Here is a 17514-nt window from a genome sequence, read left to right on the forward strand (position 1 = left end):
AAGACTAACCCGTTTCTCGGACCGTAGGTAGGCGCCCTCAGGCGACCTTCTCGCCCCTTGGTCCTGGTTTCTCTCCGGGCTCCGCACCGAGTTCGGCGAGCGTTCCGTCGGACTCCCAGGTCTCGACGACCTGCTTCAGGCCGTCTCGGTGGGTCGGATGCTCCGGTTCCCACCCGAGTTCGCGCTTCGCTTTCGCGTTCGTCGTCGGCATCGGACTGGTCATCATCCTGGCGGTGACCTCCCCGACGAACACTCGGGCTAGCCACCCCGGAATTCGACGCGGCTTCCCGGCTCCTAACAGCGCCGCAAACGTCTCGAAGAACGCGGCGCCGGTGGCCGGTTCGTCGTCGACGACGTGGTAGCGCCCGCTCGCTTCGGCGGCGACGGCGGCGACGAACGCCGCAGCCGCATCGTCGGCGTGGACGAACGAGAGTTCGGCGTCTCGCCGACCGAGCAAACCGCTGTCAACGATCGGGAGCCTGCCCTCGAGCAGGCCTTCGGCCCAGGCGCGGGTATCCCTGGCATCGGGGGCGTAGAAGAGCCCGCACCGGAGAACCGCCGCGTCGAAGCCGTCCGTATTGGCGTGTCGCTCGAGGAGGTCCTCCACCTCGGCGGCCGATCGGGTCGCTCGATCGGGGTGGCAGTCGGCCGTCTCGTCGAACTGAGGGCCGTCGGGCTGTCGGGCGACCCAGACGACGCTTGGAAAGAGCACCTGCCGAAGCGAGGACGGGCTGGCTTCGAGCAGGTTCCTCGCTCCCTCGAGTCGCACGCGGTCGTTTCTGGCCCAGGCCTCGTCTGCTGGCCTGGTCGAATCCGGAATAGCCGTCGCGGCGTGAATCACCACCCCGACATCGTCGTCGACGGCGCGCTCGAGCGACTCCGGCTCGAGGACGTCTCCCCGCCGCGGGGTTCCTCCGCGACGCTCGACGACGCGTTCGCCAGCGACGTCCCTGGCCAGCCCGACGACCTCGTGATCGCGCTCCGCGAGCCGTTCGACGAGCCGACGACCGAGAACGCCCGTCGCACCCGTGATAAACACCTTCATGAGACGAACGGTCGCGCCCGCGAGACGAAACGCTGTCGACGGATGCGCACGGGGGGTTTAAGTCGAGCGTCGGTCGATAGCGTCGCATGAAGCACGTTCGCGTCCGCATCACCGCCCACGGCCGCGAGGGGGAGATCCATCCGATGTACGACCTGTGGGCCAACGCCCCCTTCGTCGATCGGGCAGTCGCCCTCCAGTGGAATTTTACGGGCGACGCGCTGGGCATCCTTCACTACGCCGTGGGCGATGCCGACGCCTTCGAGGCGGCGGTCGCGGACGTTCCGGAGGTCCTGGATTACGACCTCGTGCGCGACGGCGTCGACGCGTTCTACGTCTACGTCAGAGACGACACGACCGACGCGCTTGGCGAGTTGTTCGACCCCGTGACGCAGGGCGGACTGGTCGTCATCCCGCCGATCCGCTATCGCGAAGACGGCTCGGTGGCGTTCTCGATATTCGGCCCGGACGCCGAGATACAGGCGGCCATCGAGGCCGTCCCCGATCCGATCGACGTAACCGTCGGCGGGATCGGTGGGTTACGCGCGACGGCTCCGGCCGTCGAAACGCGACTCAGCGAACGGCAGCGCGAAGCGATTCGAACCGCGATCGAACTCGGCTACTACGAGGTCCCACGCGAAGCCGATCACCGAAGATAGCCCCGGCGCTCGAGTGTGCGCCGAGCACTGCGGCCGAACACCTCCGGAAAGCCGAGTCGACGATCGTGACCACGGCGATCGAGGACGGTTCTCGATCCATGCAGTAAAAAACGGCAGCGAGCAGCTTCGATACCCGCGTTCGGACGAGCGCGTTAGTCGTCGACGACGACCTGCTCGGCGCCCGGCTTGAGATCTGACGGCGCCATAGTGTCGGGATTCCCCTCGAGCGAGTCGTCTTCGGCGGCCGCCGGAGCTTCCTCGGCCCCGTCGCTGTCGATAGAGCCCTCCTTCGGAATCGTGATCTGCAGGGTGCCGGCGTCGGTGAGCGTCGCGGTACCGGCGTCGGGGTTGACGATCGCGTCGTCGGGCAGGGTCGTTTCGCCGTCGAGGGTCATCCCGCGACCGGGAAATCGCATCTCGAAGCCGTCGTGGTACGCTCGATAGCGCTCGACTCGTACCTTGACGGTGCCGTCGATGTACCGGACCTGCAGGTCCCCGGGTTCGGCACCGGCGGCGTCGAAGACGACGAGATACGACTCCTCGCTCTCGAGGACGTCGACGGGTAGCGAACGGTGCTTCTGGACGTGGCTGCGTGCGCGACCGACCTGACGGTAGAGCGTGTCACCGACGGTTTCGCGCAGCGATCTGAGACTCACTTGTTGTCACCTCGCGGGGAGTGGGAAGGGCGGCCTGTACGGGTGGGAGGGCTCCCCTGTATACCGGTACCACGTCCACCTTGTTATTCTTTTTGGGTTTGCTAAATAAACGTCAGACAGTGTCCGGGTCGCTGACGTGACGAGAAACTCTGAGAGCGATTATAGTTCAATCTCCTCGAGACAGTCGGTCCCTCCGCAGACCGGACACGAGAGGTCGCTCACGCCGTGGTCTTCGGGGACGTCGTAGGTGTAGTGGTTCTCGAACATGTCGAGGAAGCAGTCCTCGTCCGTGCACGCGATCTCCTTCGTCGGTGGCATACGCCAGGGTAGCGCGGGCAGCGGTATCAAAGCACGGTTCGCGGCACGGGAGACGAGTGAGCCACCCTCTCGTCGGGGCGATCACGAACGCCAGAACGATCACCGTCGGGTTCGGGCGATCACGGACGCCACAGACGAACGCGACCCGCGGACAGTCACGGTTTTACGCCTCGAGGCGCTACCTCGAGCCATGACCGATCCCGAAACGCTCGCGGTGACCATCGTCGACGGCTACGTCGACGAACCGGCTCACTTCGGGGTCCCGCCGTACGTGTCGACATACCCGCGCTACACGGCCGGAGCACTCGTCGACGCTGGCGTTCCGCCCGAGCACATCACCTACCACACCATCGACGGCCTGCGCGAGGTTCCCGACCGCTGGCGGGACGTCGACGAGGCCGACCTGCTGATCTACCTCGGCGGGATGACCGTCCCCGGCAAGTACGTCGGCGGGACGCCTGCCGAACCCGACGAGGTCAGGAAACTGGCCTGGACGGCCGGCGGCACGAGCCTGATGGGCGGCCCCGTCAAGTTCGGCGTCGGCGACGCCAACGAGGGGGCGACTGAGACCGAGCGTCAGGACCTGGACTTCGACTTCGTGGCCAAAGGCGATGTCGAGGCCGCCGTCTACGACCTCCTCGAGAGCGGTCTCGAGGGATTCAACAACCGGATGCGCGACGTCCCCGAAGCCACGCGGTGGGCCCGAAAGGGTGCGTTCATCGTCGAACAGCACCCGAACCATCCCGACTACCTCATCTGCGAACTCGAGACCTCGCGGGGCTGTGCCTACCGATGTTCGTTCTGTACGGAACCGCTGTACGGCAATCCCTCGTTCCGGCCCCCCGAGTCCGTGATCGATGAGGTCGACGCGCTCTCCGACTACGGCGTGAACCACTTCCGAATCGGCCGCCAGGCCGACATCCTCGCCTACGGCGGCGACGGGGAGGCCCCGAACCCCGACGCCCTTCGGGCACTGTACGGCGGCATCCGGGAAGTGGCTCCCGACCTCGAGACACTCCACCTCGACAACATGAATCCGATCACCATCGCGAACTGGCCCGAGGCCTCGCGGGAGGGGATTCGGATCATCGCCGAGCACAACACACCCGGCGACACGGCTGCGTTCGGCCTCGAGTCCGCGGATCCGGTGGTCCAGGAGGCGAACAACCTCAACGTCACTGCCGAGGAGTGTCTCGAGGCCGTTCGCGTCGTCAACGAGGAAGGCGGCTGGCGGCCCGGCGAACAACCGGAGAGCGGCCCCTCGCTGCCGACCGACCTCGATGCGAAGCCGCCCCACCTCCCGAAACTCCTCCCCGGCATCAACCTGCTCCACGGCTTGCTCGAGGAACGCGAGGAGACCTACGAGCACAACCTCGAGTTCCTCAGGCAGGTCTACGACGAGGGGCTGATGCTCCGGCGAGTGAACATCAGGCAGGTGATGGCCTTCGACGGCACCGAGATGTCCGACACCGGGGCTTCGATCGCCAGGGAGCACAAGAAGCTGTTCAAGCGGTACAAGCGCGAGGTCCGCGAGACCGTCGACAACCCGATGCTCGAGCGCGTCGCGCCGGCCGGGACCGTGCTGTCGGACGTCCACCTCGAGTACCACCAGGACGGCCACACGTTCGGCCGCCAACTCGGGACCTATCCCCTCCTGGTCGGCATCCCCGGCGAGCGCCCGCTGGGTTCGACGATCGACGTGGCCGTCGTCGATCACGGCTACCGATCCGTCACGGGCGTCCCGTACCCGCTCGACCTCAACGCGGCGTCGATGGACGAACTGACGGCGATCCCCGGCGTCGGCGACCGCACCGCGGGCGACATCATCGTCGATCGACCACACGAATCGATGCCCGACCTCGAGTCGGCGGTCGACGTCTCGATGTTCGCGACCCTCTCTCAGCCCCCGGCGCTGGACTGACAGTCAGCCCGAATCGAGGGGCTTTCGGGCCGATCGAGTCCGTAATTGGGCAATATCGGTCGGTAGTACTATTACACATGCGATGCAGACTGAAATCGAGGGTCTACCTGTGGAAATATCTGAAAAACTCCTGTGTCTGTTTAGCACAGAAGTATCGGAAGAGGACGACCGCTACGTCATCGAAATACCGCGTCAGGAAATCGAAACGGGGGACGTCGAACCCGGAGAGGTGTTCCGCGTCGCGCTCATCTCGCGCGAACGCGCGGCCTCGAGCGTCGATACCGACGCTGGAACCGCGAGCGGCGCGAGTGGGACCGGAACCGGAACCGGGACTGGTGCAAACGGCTCGGGGACGGCGTCGTCGCGAACGACCTCGCCGTCGGAACCGCAACCACCGGTCAACGTCGGCGAAACCCGCTACGTCGAGATCGAAGACATCGGCAAGCAAGGCGACGGGATCGCTCGCGTCGAACGCGGGTACGTCATCATCGTCCCCGGTGCAGACGTTGGTGACCGCGTGAAGATCGAGGTCAGCGAAGTCAAGTCGAATTTCGCCGTCGGCGAGATTATCGAGGAGACCTTCTGACGGTTTTTCTCGAGATCCCATCCCGTTCCAGGTTCTGGTCGGCTACTAGCTATTAGCTACCAGCTGCCGGCTACCAGCTATCGGCTATCAGCGTCAAATATCGATTAACATCGGCGATCGATTGCCAATGACCCGCCGTCAGCGGATCGCACCCGCCACCGAGCGACACCCGTCCCACCGCGGCTCCGGTTACTCGTCCTCGAGTCGGCTCCCGTCCGGCCGCTTCGCCCCCTCCGAATCGTGGACGACGACTGCCTGGTCAGCGTCTGCGGCCGCGGGCGCATAGTTCTCGACGACCGCAATCGCCTCCTCGAGTTCGCGAACGGCTCGCGTTTTCAGCGCGCGAGCGAGGTCCTCGGCCTCGCCCCTCGAAATATCGCGACCGAGCCCCTCGCACTCGTGGGCACGGACGTTACCGACCTCGTCGACGGCGTCGCCCATCGGCTGGCTGGTTCCTGCGAGGTCGACGCTAAACGGGTAGGTTCGGCAGATCAGCGGACGATCCTCGTGGACGGAACAGGCGCCGACGCCGTCGTCCTCGGTGTAGAACGTGCAGTCCCCACAGTCGTCGGTCTGGAGCGCCCACTCGAAGGTTTCTCCCTCGAGTCCGTTCGAGCCTTCGGTCAGGCCGTAGGGCATCGGCCGGGCGACGTCGCGCCAGTCGTAGCTGGTGTCGTCGCTGCCGTCGCCGTTGTCGTCGTTGTCGTCGTTCGAGACGTCTCGAGGAGACGCCTCGCCCGTTTCGAGCGTCTCGCCGAGATCACGCACCTCGTCGGGAAACACCGTCGCGGTGTGCTCGTCCTCCCCGTGTCCCCGGCAGCACGCACCACAGCGGGTGCACTCGAAACCGATGGACTCGATAGCCGTCGCCAGGTCGTCGACCGACAGCGCGCGGGCGCGCTCGAGTTCGTCCTCGAGCGACGCCGACTGTGACTCACTGCTCACGGATACGTATCGTCGGTGTCGCCGGGGGATAAGTCACTCGTCACGGGCGCTCCCGTCCTCACCCATTGCCGCACCGGCCCGCGCCCCGTCCCAGGTCACCGCCCCCTCGACGGCGAGTTTCTCGAGGTGCGCCTCGACCGTCGCGCCGGCGAGGTCCCGGACGCCGTCGAGCGGTTTGTCGTACGCCGCCTCGAGAATCGAATCAACGGTACGGGCACCGCCGTCGACGGCAACGAGGACGTGTCGCTCGCGACGTTTCCGGTGCTCGAGGAGGTCTGCCAGTCGTTCGCGCGGGTTTGCGACGGGCGGGTCGTGTCCTGGATAGAGTCTCGGGGGGTCTCGAGCGTGGAGTCGTCTGAGCGTGCTCACGTACGCGCGCATGTCGCCCTCGGGGGCGCCGACGGCGACGCTCCCCTCGGCAATGGCGCAGTCCCCGACGATCACCGCACCCGTTTCCCGCTCGACGAACGCGAGGTGGTCCGGGGCGTGGCCGGGGGCGTCAATGACCTCGAGGGCGCCGCCGCCGAACGCGAGAACGTCCCCCGGGGAGAGTGTCGCATCCGCTCGAACGCCCGTCGCGTCCTCGAATCGAGAGTCTCGTCCGTATCGCGCCCAGACCGTCGTCTCGAGGTCCGCGGCGTACGACGAGACAGCGCCGACGTGGTCGGGGTGGGTGTGGGTGACCAGGACGTGGTCGACCCCGCGCTCGCGAACGGTCCGGTCGAGGTCGGGCGTTCGGCCGGCCGGATCGACGAGGATAGCCGGGTCCTCGCCGACGACGTAGGCGTTCGTGTGGCCGCCGGGCACCCGCGTCGAGACCGGGATCTTGTGGCGCGTGATCGTCATCGGTTCACGGTTGGCACTCGGCGGTGCTGAAAATGGCGGTGTCGGCGAGCGACACCGGAAGTATGGCAGGGTGCAGTCGTCAGTGCTAACGCGTGCGGTTCGCGTTCAGTGATTGAGGTAGTAGACCTGCTTGCGCGCGTCGCGGAAACTGTACCGCGAGTCCACGAGGTCGACTTCCTCGAGACGGTTGAGCGCGTACCGGACGGTCCGGTCGGGCAGGAGCGATTCGTCGGCGAGTTGTCCCTGCGAGAGCGGGGAATCGGATTCGAGAACCTTCGCGACGAGTTTCGCACTCGGTGGCAGATCGCGGAGGCGGTCGCGGTATTCGGCCTCGGAGAGAACCTCCTCGGCGGCTACGGCATGGTCGTCAGCGGTACTCATGCTCATACTACACACGATCCGAGACGCAGTGGTAAACCTTCCCTATATGGGGATACGAACAATTGAGATTATAATAGGTGTTTAAGGCACATACCTATCCGGCGCCCGAGGACCTTTTTCCCGGCACCTCGAGACGGACGTATGGAGTCTATTCCAGCGGCGTTCGCGGACCTCTTCGAACGGAAAACCGTCGCTCACCTCGCCACTATCATGCCGGACGGCACGCCGCAGGTGACGCCGGTCTGGATCGACCGCGACGACGACGGCTACGTCATCGTGAACACGGCCCGAAATCGCCAGAAAGAGCGAAACGTCCGCCAGAACGAGAAGGTCGGCGTCTCCATTCCCGATCCCGAGGATCCGTACCGGTACCTCTCGATTCGCGGGGAAGTAGAGGACGTAACGGCCGATGGGGCTGTCGAGCACATCGACAAGTTGACCCGGCGGTACTTCGAACGCGAGGAATACCCGCACCACGGCGAGGAAGTGGGCGAACGCGTCATTTTACGAATTCGACCTGATCGCGTGGTCGCGAACGGTGACTGACCCAGGACGCGCTCGAGCGGGGACTAACCTGAGACGCACTCGAGCAGTGACTGACTCAAGACACGCTCGAACGGAGGTTGATCCGCGTGGTCTCGAACAGTAGCCGACCCCGGACGCGCTCGAGTTGCCCGCTGCGATTTCAGAACCGTCCTGGTTCCCGGTAGGTGCCGAGGGCGCCGTGGCAGTCGGGACAGTGCACGATCAGGAGGTCGCCGGTTTCGTGACGAACGAGCGCCGACGTTTCGACCGTTCGCTTGCAGTACGGGCACGTTGGCATACTATGTACTACGGCACCACGGCACAAAGCTCGTTCTGTCGAACTGACTCCAGTATCGTTTTATCCTCCGGCCCGTGTAGATTCGCCCAGTGTGAAAGGACAGGAATGGTACCAGGCCGACGATATCGCCCAGGAGTACGACGAGAAGCGCTTCTCGCGTGGCGGTCAGTTGATCGATCGCCGGGAGAAAGCCGCCGTCCTCGACGCGCTCGGCCCGCTCGAGGATCAGGACGTACTCGAAATCGCCTGTGGTACCGGGCGATTCACGGTGATGCTGGCCCAGGAGGGGGCAAACGTCGTCGGGCTCGACATCTCCGCAGCGATGTTACAGCAGGGACGCCGAAAAGCGAAAGTCGCCGACGTCTCGGGAACGCTCGAGTTTCTCCGCGGCGACGCGGGCCGGCTTCCGTTTCCGGACGACCACTTCGATACCGTCGTCGCGATGCGCTTTTTCCACCTCGCGGACGATCCGGCGGCGTTCCTGAGCGAAATGAAACGCGTCTCTCGCGAGCGAATCGTCTTCGACACGTTCAACCGGTTCAGCACGCGAAGCGTCTACAACTGGGCGCTGCCGATGGGATCGCGACTATACTCGAAGAGCGAAGTGAGCGTCTTGCTGGCGAAAAACGCTCTCGAACTGGTCGACGTCGAGGACGACTTCCTCGTCCCCTACGGACTCTATCGGGCGATCCCGAACGCGTTCGCGTCACCGATTCGAACGATCGACCGGGCGATCGGTCGACTTCCGCTGAGCGACCACCTGATGTCGGTCTCCTACTGGAACGTAAGACTCTGAGACGGCACCATCCGTCGTGTCGGCTGAAATGACTGTATCGACACGAACCCGGTCTATTTTTAGTATCGGTGTCGTTTACACGTTCGTATGGACGCGACGCTCTCGGTGGTCGTCTCGACGCTGAACGACCGAGAGCGGTTGCTCTCGTGCCTGGACGCCCTCGCCGACCGGCTCCCGGCCTCGAGCGAAGTGATCGTCGTCAACGGACCGTCCTCGGACGGGACGACGGGGGCCGTTCGCGAGCGCGACGACGTCGACGTACTCGTCGAGATTTCGGATCGCGCCCTCAACGTCTCGCGGAACGCGGGCCTCGAGGCGGCGACGGGCGACGTGGTCGTCTTCCTCACCGGCGAGTACGTCGTCGAACCCGGGTGGTACGACGCACTCGAGACGGCCATCACCGGTCACGCGGAGGTCGTCACGGGCCCGATCCGGGGTCAAACGGACCGCGGTCCGCGAGGGACCGACTCGACGTCGATCGTTGGCCGATCGGTCACCCTCTTCGAGGGCGCCAACGTCGCGTTCGATCGGACGGTGCTCGAGGACCTCGACGGGTTCGACGAGTACGTACCGACCGCAGGCGCCCAGGACTGCTCACATCGACTTGCCGGACTGGGCTTCGACGTGACCTGGCTCCCCGAGATGGCGGTCCGAAGCGAGGTCGGAACCGACGGCGGCACGCCCGACCGGGACTGGGGTGACCGGTACCAGTCGCTCGGCTACCGACTGACCAAGAACTACGGGCCCAGGCCGACCGCACTCGGTCGCCTCGTCTGTCGAGCGATCGCCGACGCCGCGGCCAGTGCTCGCGGCATCCTCGCGGGTGAGGGGACGCCGACGAACTGGCTCGGAAACGGCGTCGACGTGCTCAGGGGGTCGGCTCGCGGTCTCGTCGACGGGCTTCGAGCCCGCTACGACGATCGGACCCCGAGACGAAACCCAAACGGGGTCTCGACGCGCCACGATCGAGCCGTCCGCGTCTACGACCGTCGATCCACCGACGGCGAGAATCCGGACGCCGCCCCGGAGTGACCGAGACGGGCGAGCCGGCGACGCGTACGGAGTGAGAATCCTTATACCTGACCGCTGAGAATCGCCGGACATGACGACTCTCGAGTCACCTGGCCCGACGGTCGGCGTCGTCGGCGGCGGGCAACTCGGCCGGATGCTCGCGGAGGCCGCCTCGCCGCTCGGCGTCGACGTGATCGTCCTCGATCCGACGCCCGACTGCCCGGCCGCGGGCGTCAGCCGCGATCAGCTCGTGGGGGACTTCGACGACGAGGCCCGCATTCAGGAGCTCGCCGAGCGTTCGGACGTCCTCACCTTCGAGATCGAACTCGCCGACCAGGACGCCCTCGAGCGCGTCCGCGAGGAGACCGGCGTCCCCGTCCACCCCGATCCGGCGACGCTACGGACGATTCACGACAAACTGGTCCAGAAGCGCGAACTCGAGGCCGCCGGGGTGCCGGTGCCGCCGTTTCGAGCGGTCGAAGACGTTGCCGACGTTCGGGCGGCCATCGACGACTACGGCGCCTCAGTGATGCTCAAGGCCCGAACCGGCGGGTACGACGGGCGCGGCAACGTCCCCGTCGAGTCGAAAGCCGACGCCGAAGCTGCCCTCGAAGCCGTGGCTGGTCCGGCGATGGTCGAGTCCTTCGTCGACTTCGAGCGCGAGATTTCGGTCATCGCGGCCAAGGGCTACGGCGAGACGGCGACGTTCCCCGTCGGGGAGAACGTCCACGAGGACGAAATTCTGCGAGAAACCGTCGTTCCCGCCCGCTCGAGCGACGCCGTGCTCGAACGCGCCCGCGAGGTCGCCGAGGACGTACTCGAGGTGATGGCAGGACGGGGCATCTACGGGATCGAGTTGTTCGAAACGACTGGCGGGGAGATTCTGCTCAACGAAATCGCCCCGCGTCCGCACAATTCGGGCCACTGGACCATCGAGGGCGTCCGCACCTCGCAGTTCGAACAGCACGTACGGGCGGTGCTGGGGTGGCCCCTCGGTTCGACCGCCCTTCGGGCACCGACAGTCTCGACGAACCTGCTCGCCGACGTCGAGGCGCCGCGACCGGCCGCCCTCGCCAACGTCGAGCGAATCTTCGAGACGCCCACCGCGAGCCTCCACTGGTACGGCAAACGGGAGGCCCGCCCGCTGCGCAAGATGGGCCACGTCACGGTGACTGCCGACGGCGACGAGACGCGCGAGGAACTGCTCGAGCGTGCCCGTGGGCTTCGAGACGCCGTGACGTTCGAAAGCGAGTAAAAGGAACAGAAACACCACACAGATGGCAGACACCGTAACCGACCTCATCGACCGACTGCACCGCGAAGCCGACCAGGACCGACCCACCGAGGAGACCCCCGACGTGGGCATCGTCATGGGCAGCGACTCCGACCTCGAGGTCATGCTGACTGGCGGCCGGCGACCCGGCGCCTACGACGCCCTCGTCCGCGAACTCGGGTTCGGCGAACAGACCGACTACGAGAACCCGCCCGACGAGCGCTTCACCTTCGAGACCTACGTCACCTCCGCCCACCGCACGCCCGACCTGATGGCGGCCTACGCCGAGACGGCCGAGGACCGCGGCCTCGAGGTGCTCATCGCCGGCGCGGGCGGGAAGTCGGCGGACCTGCCGAACATGACGGCCTCCATCGCCTACCCCCTGCCAGTCATCGGCGTCCCCGTCCAGGAGAAGTCCGTCGACAGCGTGATCGGGATGCCGACGGGCGCCCCGCTCACGGCCGTCGACGCGGGCAAGTCGTTCAACGCGGCGCTGTCGGCCGCCCAGATCCTCGCCCGCCAGCACGACGAGATTCGCGAGCGACTGGTGGCCTACCACGAGAACCTCCAACTCGAGGTCGGCGCCGTCTCGAAGCGGCTCCACGACGGCGGCGTGACGGCCTACCGGGAGGAGTAGCCGGCGACCGTCGGGTGGCCACTCGTCGAACCGGCTCGAAGCCGCGCCTCGAGCGACGGCACACCGGCCGCATTCCGCCGTTTTTTCGTGCCTCGACGGCGACGACCGTTCGGGGCGTCTGACTCTCACTCAAGCGATCCGTTCGCAGGGGGCTCCAGCGGGTCGAAATCGGGCGAAAAACAAAGAATCAACCCTTATATGGGTGCGTTTCCAACCCCCGAACGTTACGGAGATGAACGATTGGATAGCTATCGGGGCGCTGGCGCTCGTGGGGCTACTGATTCCGCTCAGCATGATGGCGGTATCGTACCTCTTGCGGCCGACCGTCCCCGAGACGAGCAAACGTGCCACCTACGAGAGTGGCGAGGTGCCGACCGGCGGGACGCGCATTCGGTTCAACATCCAGTACTACATGGTTGCGATGCTTTTCCTCGTTTTCGACATCGAGACCGTCCTGTTGTTCCCCTGGGCAGTCACCTACGCCGATGCGCTCGGAGCCGAGGAGTACGGACTCGCGTCCACACTGGGTCCGATGTTGCTCTTCGTCGCCATCCTCGTCGTCGGACTCGCGTGGGCCTGGCGCAACGGTGCCGTACAGTGGGCGAAATCGCCCCAGCAGGTCGAATCCGAGGTCGATCGACCATGAGTAACCAACCAACCCAACAGATCTACGAGAGTACCGCTCCCTCGACGGCGGACCGCGACGCCCGCATGGGTGCCGGCGTCGACGCCAGGATGAACTCGAAGCTCCGGGAGGCATTCGGAGCATCGCCGTTCATCCTCACCAAGTTCGACCAGTTCATGAACTGGGTCCGGGGGTCGTCGATGTTCATGCTGCAGTTCGGAATCGCCTGCTGCAGCATCGAGATGATTCACACGTACGCGATCAAACACGACCTCGACCGATTCGGGGCCGGCGTCCCGCGCGCGTCGCCGCGACAGGCCGACGTCATGATCGTCCCCGGGACCATCGTCTCGAAGTTCGGGCCGCGCATGAAGCGCGTCTACGACCAGATGCCCGAACCCAAGTTCGTCGTCGGCATGGGCTCGTGTACGATCTCCGGCGGCCCGTTCCAGGAAGGGTACAACGTCGTGAAGGGCGCCGAGGAGATCATTCCGGTCGACATCCACGTGCCAGGCTGCCCGCCGCGCCCGGAGGCGCTCATCTACGGCGTCGCCAAACTCCAGGAGCGCATCGCTAACGGCGAGTCCTCGCCGGTCGTCGTCAAACCCTACGAACTCGAGGAGTTCGGCGACCTGCCGCGGGACGAACTCGTCGAGAAACTGGCTGCCGAAATCGACGAGGAGGACCTCGTCATGCGGTACAACTGGGGTGACTCGCCATGAGCACCGGACTCGAACCCCGAGGAGGACTTGAGGTCACCGAGGACGAACTCGAGGCGCTGATCGGCGATCGCGCGCTCGCGCGAGACGACCACATGAACGCGCCCGGCTTCGTTATTCGACCTGACGCCGTCCAGGACGTACTCTTCGACCTCCGCGACGAGGCCGGCTTCGACTACCTCTCCTGTGTAACGGCCCAGCAGTACGCGGACCGTTACGAGTCTATATACCACCTCAAGAAGTACGACGACCCGACCCAGGAGGTCAGCGTCGTCGTTCCGACGTCGACTGACGAGCCCGTCAGCCAGACGGCCGAACCCGTCTTCCGGGCGGCCGACTGGGCCGAACGCGAGAACTTCGACCTCGTCGGCATCGACTACGAGGGTCACCCGGACCCACGACGGATTCTCCTGCCCGAGACCTGGCAAGGACACCCGCTCTCGAACGACTACAACCAGGAGAAACCGCAGGTCGTGACGCTTTCGGAACACGCCAACCCGCTCCAGCCCGACCACCACGACTCGGACACGGACACGATGTTCCTGAACGTCGGGCCTCACCACCCGGCGACCCACGGCGTGTTGCACGTCAAGACCGTCCTCGACGGCGAGACGGTCGTCGACGTCGACCCCGACATCGGTTACCTCCACCGCTGTGAGGAGCAGATGTGCCAGCAGGGAACGTACCGCCACCAAATCATGCCCTACCCCGACCGCTGGGACTACGTCTCGGCCGGCCTGCTCAACGAGTGGGCCTACGCCCGGGCCGTCGAGGACCTCGCGGACATCGAGGTCCCCGAGTACGCCCAGGTCATCCGGACGATGGGCGCAGAACTGTGCCGGATCGCCGCGCACATGCTGGCACTCGGCACCTTCGCGCTGGACGTCTTCGGCGACTTCACCGCCGTCTTCCAGTACGCCTTCCGCGACCGCGAGGTCGTCCAGGACATCTTAGAGGACCTCACGGGCCAGCGGCTCATGTTCAACTACTTCCGCCTGGGCGGCGTCGCCTGGGACCTGCCCGAACCCCGCGAGGAGTTCTTCGAAAAGACGCGGGACTTCCTCGACGACCTCCCCCAGAAGGTCTCGGAGTACGAGGACCTGATCGTCACCAACGAGATTTTCCAGATCCGCTGCGTCGACACCGGTATCCTCGAGCCAGAGGTCGCCAAATCCTACGGCGCGACCGGTCCGACCGCTCGCGGCTCCGGAGTCGACATCGACCTCCGGCGGGACGACCCCTACGGCTACTACGAGAACCTCGAGTGGAACGTCATCACCGAGGACGGGATGGACAACTACTCGCGCGTGCTCGTGCGCATGCAGGAAGTCGAGGAGAGCGCGAAGATCATCGAACAGTGTGTCGACATACTCGAGGACTGGCCCGAGGACGACCGGGAGATCCAGAGCAACGTCCCCCGGACGCTCAAGCCGCCGGCGGACACGGAAGTCTACCGTGGCGTCGAGGCGGCCAAGGGTGAACTCGGCATCTACATCCGTTCGGACGGAACGGACAAGCCTGGCCGCTTCAAGATCCGCAGTCCGTGTTTCCACAACCTCTCGGCGCTGCCCGAGATGACTCGCGGCGAGTACATCCCGGACCTGATCGCCTCGCTCGGGAGCCTCGACATCGTGCTCGGGGAGGTGGATCGATGACCGCGGCGGGCCTGACACCGATCCAGAGCGACAGCGGCGCCTTGCTCCCCGAACGGCTCGGGGACCTGACCGGGCTCAACAACCTCGGATTCGGCGGCGAATTGATCGCGACGTTACTCGCGGCGGCCCTCGTCGGCACACTGATGCTGACGATGACCGCCGTCGCCGGTCCGTGGGCGAAACGAAAGATCACGGCCGCGTTCACCGACCGAATCGCGGTCAACCGAATCGGTCCGTTCGGCCTGTTGATCATCGTCGCCGACGCCGTTCGACTGCTCTCGAAGGAACTCATCGTCCCCGAGAACGCCGACCGACCCGCCTACGACCTCGCGCCGATCGTCATCGCCGCCTCCGCGCTGCTCGGGTTCGCCGTCATCCCGATGGGGTCCGGCATCCACCTCGCGGACCCCGAGGTCGGGCTGGCGTACGTCTTCGCCGTCGCCGGCATCGCCAGCGTCGGCCTCGTGATGGCCGGCTACGCCTCCGCGAACAAGTACTCGATGCTCGGCGGCCTGCGCGCGGTCGCCCAGAACGTGGCCTACGAGATTCCGCTCGTCGTCACGGGGATGTCCGTCGTCATCTTCGCCGGCACCCTGCAGATGAGCGAGATCGTGGCCGCACAGGCCGAGACGCTGGTCAGCCTCGGCGGCCTCGACATCCCGATGTGGTACGCGTTCGTCAACCCGTTCGCGTTCGTCCTCTTCCTCGTAGCGAACGTGGCAGAGGTCGGCCGTAACCCGTTCGACACGCCCGAAGCGCCGACCGAACTCGTCGCTGGCTACCAGACCGAGTACTCGAGCGTCTACTTCGTCCTGATCTACCTCGGGGAGTTCATCCACATCTTCCTCGGTGGGGCGATCATCGCGACGATCTTCCTCGGTGGCCCGGCCGGCCCGGTGCTGCCGGGCATCGTCTGGTTCACCATCAAGATCTGGGGCGTCTTCCTGTTCACCCAGTGGCTCCGCTCGGCGCTTCCGCGCGTCAGAATCGATCAGCTCATCGAGATCGGCTGGAAGGGGATGCTCGTGCTCGCCTTCGCCAACCTGGTGTTCACGGCGATCATCGTGGGTCTCCTCGAGACCGATCTCGCCCTCGCGATGGTGATCTTCCCATGATCGGACTCCTCAAATCCATGGCCACGACGATGAAACACGCACTGGACGGCAACACCTTCACGGTGGAGTACCCCGAGACGACGCCAGACGTTTCGCCGCGGTTCCGCGGCGTCCACAAGTTCAGCCAGGAGCGGTGCATCTGGTGTCGCCAGTGTGAGAACGTCTGCCCGAACGACACGATCCAGATCGTCACGGACGCCCAGCGAAACGGCGAACAGTACAACCTCCACATCGGCCAGTGCGTCTACTGCCGACTCTGTGAGGAGGTCTGTCCCGTCGACGCCATCTTGCTCACCCAGAACTTCGAGTTCACGGGCGACACGAAACACGACCTCGTCTACAACAAAGAGCAGCTGAAGGCCGTCCCGTGGTACAAGGACATTGATCCGCTCGAGTCCCGGGAACCCGACCGGGGCGGCTGGATCGGCGAGGGCGAAGGAGAGGTCGACTACCAGTAAGAGACCAGCCCATCTCGAAATCTACAAAGGGCATACAACACCAGACAACACCAATGACATACGAGCTGATCGCGTTCGCACTGTTCGCGTTCGTCACGCTGGGCAGTGCGGTCGGCGTCGTGCTCATGCAGGATCCGTGGCATTCGGCGCTCCTGCTGGGCGTGTCGCTGACGAGTGTCGCGGTCTACTACGTGATGTTGGCGGCGGAGTTCGTCGCCATGATGCAGATTCTCGTCTACGTGGGCGGGGTTCTCATCCTCATTACGTTCGCCGTGATGCTCACGCAGGCAGAGAAGGAAGCGGAACCGGACGAGGAGGTGCCGCGGGCATGACGACGGGCCCGAAGCTCCGACTCGGAACGAGCCTGGTACCCGGCGTGCTCGCCGTGGTACTCTTTGCGATGATGGCGCTGATCACGTGGAACGCCGGTCTCGGCAACATGGTCGGCTTCCCCGAGGGCGTCTCGATCACCGCCGAGATCGGCTACGCGATGTTCGATTACACGGCGTTGCAGTCGGGCGAGATGGGAATGGGCAACACCGAACCGTTCCTCTTTTCGTTCCTGCTGATCGCTGTCGTCCTCGACGCCGCCCTCGACGCCTCGCTCGTGCTCGCAAAGCGCGAAGAGGCTGGCGAACCCGTCACCGCGCTCTCGACGCAGAGTCAGAGCCAATCGGCCGACTCGAGTGCGGGTGCGGGGACGAGCCCCGAGGCAGCCACCGACGGAGGTGAGGACCGGTGACCGTCGCGGTCACGTCCTACGTCTTGCTGGCGATAGCCCTGTTCTGTATCGGGCTGTTCGGCGTCCTGACGCGTCGCAACGCACTGATGTTCCTGATGTCCGTCGAGCTGATGCTGAACGCGGCCAACGTCAATCTGATCGCGTTCTCGTCCTACCACGGCAATCTCACGGGGCAAGTGTTCGCCCTGTTTACGATGGCGCTGGCCGCCGCGGAGGTCGCCGTCGGCCTCGGGATCATCCTGGTGCTGTATCGCAACTTCCGTGACGTCGACGTCACGGTTCCGTCGGCAATGAGGTGGTAATTCT

Annotated in this window: 24 protein-coding genes; 17 read left to right on the forward strand and 7 right to left on the reverse strand. The window is 65.3% G+C overall.

The features are described 5' to 3' along the window. Positions 1-37 precede the first annotated feature (37 nt). Positions 38-1045: an NAD-dependent epimerase/dehydratase family protein gene (locus NGM29_RS16335; protein ID WP_254157670.1), complete on the reverse strand. Its 1008-nt coding sequence runs from the start codon at positions 1043-1045 to the stop codon at positions 38-40. Between the two features lie 86 nt (positions 1046-1131). On the opposite strand from NGM29_RS16335, the gene NGM29_RS16340 reads away from it, so the two are divergent. After that, a complete protein-coding gene (locus NGM29_RS16340) occupies positions 1132-1701 on the forward strand; it encodes a helix-turn-helix domain-containing protein (protein ID WP_254157672.1) in 570 nt (189 codons plus the stop codon). 152 nt (positions 1702-1853) lie between these two features. Here the strand turns inward: NGM29_RS16340 and NGM29_RS16345 are convergent, their stop codons facing one another. Continuing rightward, positions 1854-2357: an Hsp20/alpha crystallin family protein gene (locus tag NGM29_RS16345; RefSeq protein ID WP_254157674.1), complete on the reverse strand. Its 504-nt coding sequence runs from the start codon at positions 2355-2357 to the stop codon at positions 1854-1856. A gap of 159 nt (positions 2358-2516) precedes the next feature. Next, positions 2517-2675, reverse strand: a complete 159-nt coding sequence (locus tag NGM29_RS16350; protein WP_254157676.1) for a DUF7559 family protein — start codon at positions 2673-2675, stop codon at positions 2517-2519. A gap of 56 nt (positions 2676-2731) precedes the next feature. On the opposite strand from NGM29_RS16350, the gene NGM29_RS16355 reads away from it, so the two are divergent. The 3 genes from NGM29_RS16355 (at position 2732) to NGM29_RS16365 (ending at position 5182) form a co-directional block, all read left to right on the forward strand. Further along, a complete protein-coding gene (locus NGM29_RS16355) occupies positions 2732-2869 on the forward strand; it encodes a hypothetical protein (RefSeq protein WP_254157678.1) in 138 nt (45 codons plus the stop codon). Beyond that, positions 2866-4596: a radical SAM protein gene (locus tag NGM29_RS16360; protein WP_254157680.1), complete on the forward strand. Its 1731-nt coding sequence runs from the start codon at positions 2866-2868 to the stop codon at positions 4594-4596. Before NGM29_RS16355 ends, NGM29_RS16360 begins: the two co-directional genes overlap by 4 nt. 109 nt (positions 4597-4705) lie before the next feature. Then, a complete protein-coding gene (locus NGM29_RS16365) occupies positions 4706-5182 on the forward strand; it encodes a TRAM domain-containing protein (protein WP_254157682.1) in 477 nt (158 codons plus the stop codon). Positions 5183-5371: 189 nt separating this feature from the next. Here NGM29_RS16365 and NGM29_RS16370 read toward each other — a convergent pair whose 3' ends face one another. The 3 genes from NGM29_RS16370 to NGM29_RS16380 all read right to left on the reverse strand — a co-directional run bounded on the left by NGM29_RS16370 (position 5372) and on the right by NGM29_RS16380 (position 7360). Beyond that, complete coding sequence (locus NGM29_RS16370; protein WP_254157684.1) at positions 5372-6127, reverse strand: YkgJ family cysteine cluster protein; 756 nt, start codon at positions 6125-6127, stop codon at positions 5372-5374. Positions 6128-6160: 33 nt separating this feature from the next. Next, positions 6161-6973: an MBL fold metallo-hydrolase gene (locus NGM29_RS16375; protein WP_254157686.1), complete on the reverse strand. Its 813-nt coding sequence runs from the start codon at positions 6971-6973 to the stop codon at positions 6161-6163. Positions 6974-7078: 105 nt separating this feature from the next. After that, positions 7079-7360 carry a helix-turn-helix domain-containing protein gene (locus NGM29_RS16380; protein ID WP_253437304.1) on the reverse strand — a complete coding sequence of 94 codons (282 nt, stop codon included), beginning with the start codon at positions 7358-7360 and terminating at the stop codon, positions 7079-7081. Between the two features lie 135 nt (positions 7361-7495). On the opposite strand from NGM29_RS16380, the gene NGM29_RS16385 reads away from it, so the two are divergent. Continuing rightward, positions 7496-7900, forward strand: coding sequence for a PPOX class F420-dependent oxidoreductase (locus tag NGM29_RS16385; protein WP_254157688.1), 405 nt, complete (start codon positions 7496-7498; stop codon positions 7898-7900). 139 nt (positions 7901-8039) lie between these two features. Here the strand turns inward: NGM29_RS16385 and NGM29_RS16390 are convergent, their stop codons facing one another. Next, positions 8040-8177 carry a thioredoxin domain-containing protein gene (locus tag NGM29_RS16390; RefSeq protein WP_254157691.1) on the reverse strand — a complete coding sequence of 46 codons (138 nt, stop codon included), beginning with the start codon at positions 8175-8177 and terminating at the stop codon, positions 8040-8042. 91 nt (positions 8178-8268) lie between these two features. Between NGM29_RS16390 and NGM29_RS16395 the strand changes: the two genes are divergently transcribed. The 12 genes from NGM29_RS16395 (at position 8269) to nuoK (ending at position 17510) form a co-directional block, all read left to right on the forward strand. Next, positions 8269-8973, forward strand: coding sequence for a class I SAM-dependent methyltransferase (locus NGM29_RS16395; RefSeq protein WP_254157693.1), 705 nt, complete (start codon positions 8269-8271; stop codon positions 8971-8973). Positions 8974-9060: 87 nt separating this feature from the next. Next, positions 9061-10005 (forward strand): glycosyltransferase family 2 protein, encoded by a 945-nt coding sequence (locus NGM29_RS16400; RefSeq protein ID WP_254157695.1) that lies wholly within the window; start codon positions 9061-9063, stop codon positions 10003-10005. Between the two features lie 70 nt (positions 10006-10075). Continuing rightward, positions 10076-11239, forward strand: a complete 1164-nt coding sequence (locus NGM29_RS16405; protein WP_254157697.1) for a 5-(carboxyamino)imidazole ribonucleotide synthase — start codon at positions 10076-10078, stop codon at positions 11237-11239. 22 nt (positions 11240-11261) lie between these two features. After that, positions 11262-11894, forward strand: a complete 633-nt coding sequence (locus tag NGM29_RS16410) for an AIR carboxylase family protein (protein WP_254157698.1) — start codon at positions 11262-11264, stop codon at positions 11892-11894. A 232-nt stretch (positions 11895-12126) separates the two neighbouring features. Then, positions 12127-12540 (forward strand): NADH-quinone oxidoreductase subunit A, encoded by a 414-nt coding sequence (locus tag NGM29_RS16415; RefSeq protein WP_305882367.1) that lies wholly within the window; start codon positions 12127-12129, stop codon positions 12538-12540. Further along, positions 12537-13241 carry an NADH-quinone oxidoreductase subunit B gene (locus NGM29_RS16420; protein WP_253437324.1) on the forward strand — a complete coding sequence of 235 codons (705 nt, stop codon included), beginning with the start codon at positions 12537-12539 and terminating at the stop codon, positions 13239-13241. The genes NGM29_RS16415 and NGM29_RS16420 overlap by 4 nt, the downstream gene beginning before the upstream one ends. Next, positions 13238-14893 (forward strand): NADH-quinone oxidoreductase subunit D, encoded by a 1656-nt coding sequence (locus NGM29_RS16425; protein WP_254157700.1) that lies wholly within the window; start codon positions 13238-13240, stop codon positions 14891-14893. Before NGM29_RS16420 ends, NGM29_RS16425 begins: the two co-directional genes overlap by 4 nt. Then, complete coding sequence (locus tag NGM29_RS16430; RefSeq protein ID WP_254157702.1) at positions 14890-16008, forward strand: complex I subunit 1/NuoH family protein; 1119 nt, start codon at positions 14890-14892, stop codon at positions 16006-16008. The genes NGM29_RS16425 and NGM29_RS16430 overlap by 4 nt, the downstream gene beginning before the upstream one ends. After that, positions 16005-16466 (forward strand): NuoI/complex I 23 kDa subunit family protein, encoded by a 462-nt coding sequence (locus tag NGM29_RS16435; RefSeq protein WP_253437332.1) that lies wholly within the window; start codon positions 16005-16007, stop codon positions 16464-16466. Before NGM29_RS16430 ends, NGM29_RS16435 begins: the two co-directional genes overlap by 4 nt. A 53-nt stretch (positions 16467-16519) precedes the next feature. Further along, a complete protein-coding gene (locus NGM29_RS16440; protein ID WP_254157704.1) occupies positions 16520-16798 on the forward strand; it encodes an NADH-quinone oxidoreductase subunit J in 279 nt (92 codons plus the stop codon). Beyond that, entirely contained in the window at positions 16795-17208 is a 414-nt protein-coding gene (locus NGM29_RS16445) for a hypothetical protein (RefSeq protein ID WP_254157705.1), read from the forward strand. The genes NGM29_RS16440 and NGM29_RS16445 overlap by 4 nt, the downstream gene beginning before the upstream one ends. Further along, positions 17205-17510 (forward strand): NADH-quinone oxidoreductase subunit NuoK, encoded by a 306-nt coding sequence (gene nuoK, locus NGM29_RS16450; RefSeq protein ID WP_254157707.1) that lies wholly within the window; start codon positions 17205-17207, stop codon positions 17508-17510. Before NGM29_RS16445 ends, nuoK begins: the two co-directional genes overlap by 4 nt. The last annotated feature ends 4 nt before the right edge of the window (positions 17511-17514 follow it).

It is taken from the genome of Natronosalvus rutilus (assembly GCF_024204665.1).
In the GTDB taxonomy this organism is placed as follows: Archaea; Halobacteriota; Halobacteria; order Halobacteriales; family Natrialbaceae; genus Natronosalvus; species Natronosalvus rutilus.

What these genes read in the sequence shown, in the direction of transcription:
- NGM29_RS16425 (WP_254157700.1), top strand. Translation starts at nt 13,238, where the DNA reads ATGAGCACCGGACTCGAACCCCGAGGAGGACTTGAGGTCACCGAGGAC.
- NGM29_RS16350 (WP_254157676.1), bottom strand. Translation starts at nt 2,675, where the DNA reads ATGCCACCGACGAAGGAGATCGCGTGCACGGACGAGGACTGCTTCCTC.
- NGM29_RS16410 (WP_254157698.1), top strand. Translation starts at nt 11,262, where the DNA reads ATGGCAGACACCGTAACCGACCTCATCGACCGACTGCACCGCGAAGCC.
- NGM29_RS16390 (WP_254157691.1), bottom strand. Translation starts at nt 8,177, where the DNA reads ATGCCAACGTGCCCGTACTGCAAGCGAACGGTCGAAACGTCGGCGCTC.
- NGM29_RS16440 (WP_254157704.1), top strand. Translation starts at nt 16,520, where the DNA reads ATGACATACGAGCTGATCGCGTTCGCACTGTTCGCGTTCGTCACGCTG.
- NGM29_RS16405 (WP_254157697.1), top strand. Translation starts at nt 10,076, where the DNA reads ATGACGACTCTCGAGTCACCTGGCCCGACGGTCGGCGTCGTCGGCGGC.
- NGM29_RS16415 (WP_305882367.1), top strand. Translation starts at nt 12,127, where the DNA reads ATGAACGATTGGATAGCTATCGGGGCGCTGGCGCTCGTGGGGCTACTG.
- NGM29_RS16435 (WP_253437332.1), top strand. Translation starts at nt 16,005, where the DNA reads ATGATCGGACTCCTCAAATCCATGGCCACGACGATGAAACACGCACTG.
- NGM29_RS16385 (WP_254157688.1), top strand. Translation starts at nt 7,496, where the DNA reads ATGGAGTCTATTCCAGCGGCGTTCGCGGACCTCTTCGAACGGAAAACC.
- NGM29_RS16400 (WP_254157695.1), top strand. Translation starts at nt 9,061, where the DNA reads ATGGACGCGACGCTCTCGGTGGTCGTCTCGACGCTGAACGACCGAGAG.
- NGM29_RS16380 (WP_253437304.1), bottom strand. Translation starts at nt 7,360, where the DNA reads ATGAGCATGAGTACCGCTGACGACCATGCCGTAGCCGCCGAGGAGGTT.
- NGM29_RS16375 (WP_254157686.1), bottom strand. Translation starts at nt 6,973, where the DNA reads ATGACGATCACGCGCCACAAGATCCCGGTCTCGACGCGGGTGCCCGGC.
- NGM29_RS16335 (WP_254157670.1), bottom strand. Translation starts at nt 1,045, where the DNA reads ATGAAGGTGTTTATCACGGGTGCGACGGGCGTTCTCGGTCGTCGGCTC.
- NGM29_RS16445 (WP_254157705.1), top strand. Translation starts at nt 16,795, where the DNA reads ATGACGACGGGCCCGAAGCTCCGACTCGGAACGAGCCTGGTACCCGGC.
- NGM29_RS16340 (WP_254157672.1), top strand. Translation starts at nt 1,132, where the DNA reads ATGAAGCACGTTCGCGTCCGCATCACCGCCCACGGCCGCGAGGGGGAG.
- NGM29_RS16420 (WP_253437324.1), top strand. Translation starts at nt 12,537, where the DNA reads ATGAGTAACCAACCAACCCAACAGATCTACGAGAGTACCGCTCCCTCG.
- NGM29_RS16430 (WP_254157702.1), top strand. Translation starts at nt 14,890, where the DNA reads ATGACCGCGGCGGGCCTGACACCGATCCAGAGCGACAGCGGCGCCTTG.
- NGM29_RS16360 (WP_254157680.1), top strand. Translation starts at nt 2,866, where the DNA reads ATGACCGATCCCGAAACGCTCGCGGTGACCATCGTCGACGGCTACGTC.